Source organism: Eggerthella sp., assembly GCF_048329335.1.
In the GTDB taxonomy this organism is placed as follows: domain Bacteria; phylum Actinomycetota; class Coriobacteriia; order Coriobacteriales; family Eggerthellaceae; genus Eggerthella; species Eggerthella lenta.
The window spans coordinates 1-2,952 of record NZ_DBFEGU010000113.1 but is presented as its reverse complement, the minus strand read 5'-3'; the positions used below and the strand labels follow the sequence as shown (position 1 = coordinate 2,952).

Sequence of the window (2,952 nt, the reverse complement as noted above, 5' to 3'; positions counted from 1 at the left end):
ATCCTACCACGCCCGTCCAGCGGCGCGCGTCAGTTCAGCCCGACGTACTCGGGGTCGAGCGCGTCGTCCAGATACTCCTTGACCGGCGGCTTGCCGTAGTCGTGCACCTCGGACACGTGCCAGCATTCGGTCTTCGGCATACCGGGAATGCGATCGGCCACGAACACCGGATCGATGCCCTCCTTACGCTGGCGCGTGTAGTCGTCGAGCGCCGCAAGCGCCCATTTTCCAAGGAAGAGCAGGGCGATGAGGTTCACGAGCGCCATGAAGCCCATGAAGATGTCCGCGAGGTTCCACGCCAAGTCGAAGCTGTTCACGGCGCCGTAGAACACCACGCACAGGCACACCACGCGGAACACGAACAGCAGCGCCTTGCTGTCGCCCTTGATGAAGCGCAGGTTGTTCTCGGCGTAGAAATAGTTGCCGATGAGGCTGGAGAACGCGAAGGCGAAGATGGCGAACGTGATGAAGTGGATGCCGAACTCGCCCACCGAGTTGTTCACGGCCATCTGCACGAGCGGCATGCCGTTAAGGGCGGAAGCCGCCTGCGGATCCTGCACGTAGAACACGAGCACCATCATAGCCGAGCACGTGCAGATGAGCAGCGTGTCGATGTACACGGACAGGCTCTGCACGAGACCCTGCTTGCAGGGATGCGACACCGACGCCGTGGCCGCAGCATTCGGCGCCGAGCCCATGCCGGCCTCGTTAGAGTACAGGCCGCGCTTGATGCCCAGCATGACCACCGAACCCGCGAATCCGCCGAAGATGGCCTGCACGTCGAAGGCCGAGGCGAACACCATCGCGAACACGCCCGGCAGCTCCGTGATGTTGGAGAGGGTGGTCCACACCGCGATGGCGATGTAGCCGATGGCCATGATGGGCACGATGATGGACGTGATGACGCTGATGCGCTTCGCGCCGCCGAAAATGACGAACGCGGTCATCACCGCCAGCACGATGCCGCAGGCGATGGCCGTGCCGTTCGTGGCGTAGTCGGGAATGTAGTATTCCAGCGCCGAGGTGGCGTTGAAGGCCTGCAGGCCGTTGAAGCCGAACGCGAAGCACAGGATGAGCAGCACGGCGAACAGGATGCCCAGCCAACGCTTGCCGAGCGCCTTCTCGATGTAGTAGGCCGGGCCGCCGCGGAACTCGCCCTCCTTGCCGCGCACCTTCCAGATCTGCGCGAGGGTGGACTCGACGAACGCCGACGCCGCGCCCACGATGGCCATGAGCCACATCCAGAACACCGCGCCCGGGCCGCCCGTGGCGATGGCCGTGGCCACGCCCGCGATGTTGCCCGTGCCCACGCGCGAGGCCGTAGACACCATGAGCGCCTGGAACGACGAGATGGAGCGCTCGCCCTTGACGTGCTTCTTCTCCGTCAACTGCGTGAACATGTCCTTGATGAAGCGGATCTGCACGCCTTTCGTGCGGATCGTGAAGTACACGCCCACGAACACGAGCAGGACGAGCAGGATGTACGTGTACAGAAACCCGCTCACCTCGCCGGTGATGCCGACGAGCATCTCATTGAAATCCATTGGTCTTCCCCTTTACGAGAACGAAGCGCGCCGCCGCCTATCCCGAGGCGGCGGCGCGCATGCTTACCCGAGCTTCTTCGCCAGAAGCTCGTTGATGAGCTTCGGGTTGCCCTGGCCGCGCATCTCCTTCATGCACTGGCCCACGAAGAACCCGATGAGACCGGTCTTGCCGCCCTGGTACTGCGCCACCTTGTCGGGGTTGGCGGCCAGCACCGCGTCGACGACGGCTTCGATGGCGCCCGTGTCGGACACCTGCTTCATGCCGCGCTCCTCCACGATGGCGGCCGGATCCTTGTCCTCGTCGAGCACGGCCGCGAACACCTCTTTGGCCTGCTTGGACGAGATGGCGTCCTCGGCGGTGAGACGCACGAGCGCAAGCGCGCGCGCCGGGGTAAGCGGCGTGTCGGCCAGCTGAACGCCTTCGTGCGCGTTCAGGTAGGCGGTCACGTCGTTGATGACGAGGTTCGCCACCGGCTTCGCCAGCTTGGCCGCATCGGCGCCGGCCAGCTCCATGCACGCCTCGAAGAAGTCGGCCGTGGCGCGATGCTCCACCAAGTGGCGCGCATCGTAGGCGCTCAGGCCGAACGCGTCCTCGAAGCGGGCCGCCTTCTGGTCGGGCAGCTCGGGCAGCTTCGCGCGCACGGAATCGATCCACTCGTCCGTAAGGTCGTAGGGCGCGAGATCCGGATCGGGGAACAGGCGGTAGTCGTCGGCCGTCTCTTTCACGCGCATCACGATGGTGCGCTTGGCCGACGGGTCCCAATGCCGCGTTTCCTGGAAGATCTGGCCGCCCTCCTCGAGCACTTCCGCCTGGCGGCAGATCTCGTAGGCCAGGCCGTCGTGGAGGTTCTTGAAGCTGTTCATGTTCTTGAGCTCGGTCTTCACGCCGAACTCCTTTGCCCCGCGGCGGCGCAGGCTCACGTTGCCGTCGCAGCGCATGGAGCCCTCTTCCATCGAGCAGTCGGAGATGCCCAGCGCCAGGTAGATCTGGCGCAGCTTCTGCATGAACAGGCGCGCCTCCTCGGGCGTGCGCAGGTCGGGCTCGGTGACCAGCTCGGTGAGCGGGGTGCCTGCGCGGTTGTAGTCCACCAGCGAGTGCGTGGCGCCGGCGATGCGGCCTTCGCCGCCGCCGATGTGCACCATCTTGCCCGCGTCCTCCTCCATATGTATGCGCGTGATGCCCACGTGCGCGGTGTAGCCGGTCTCGGTGCGCGTCACGTTGCCGCGGCTCTCGCCCACGTCGAGGCCGTCCAGGTCGATGCGCTCCTTGGCGGCCGCGCCGTCCACGTCGAGGTCGAGGTGGCCGCGCATGCAGAACGCCACGGGGCCCTGCGTGGTCTGGTAGTTCTTCGACATGTCGGGGTACATGTAGGTCTTGCGGTAGAACATCGAGTGCTTCTCGATGTCG

General features: G+C 65.2%; 2 protein-coding genes. Both read right to left on the bottom strand.

Annotation, left to right across the window (positions count from 1 at the left end; all coding sequences use genetic code 11):
* Positions 1-29: 29 nt before the first annotated feature.
* The gene (locus tag ACMO6A_RS03530; RefSeq protein WP_009304794.1) at positions 30-1,544 is read right to left on the bottom strand and encodes an alanine/glycine:cation symporter family protein; all 1,515 of its coding nucleotides are present in this window, start codon (positions 1,542-1,544) and stop codon (positions 30-32) included.
* Between the two features lie 63 nt (positions 1,545-1,607).
* Positions 1,608-2,952, bottom strand: a 1,345-nt coding sequence (gene gatB / locus ACMO6A_RS03525) for an Asp-tRNA(Asn)/Glu-tRNA(Gln) amidotransferase subunit GatB (RefSeq protein WP_418470793.1), incomplete at its 5' end; no start/stop codon positions are given.

Excerpts from the sequence above, each read along its gene's own strand:
- ACMO6A_RS03530 (WP_009304794.1), bottom strand. The coding sequence starts at position 1,544 with ATGGATTTCAATGAGATGCTCGTCGGCATCACCGGCGAGGTGAGCGGG.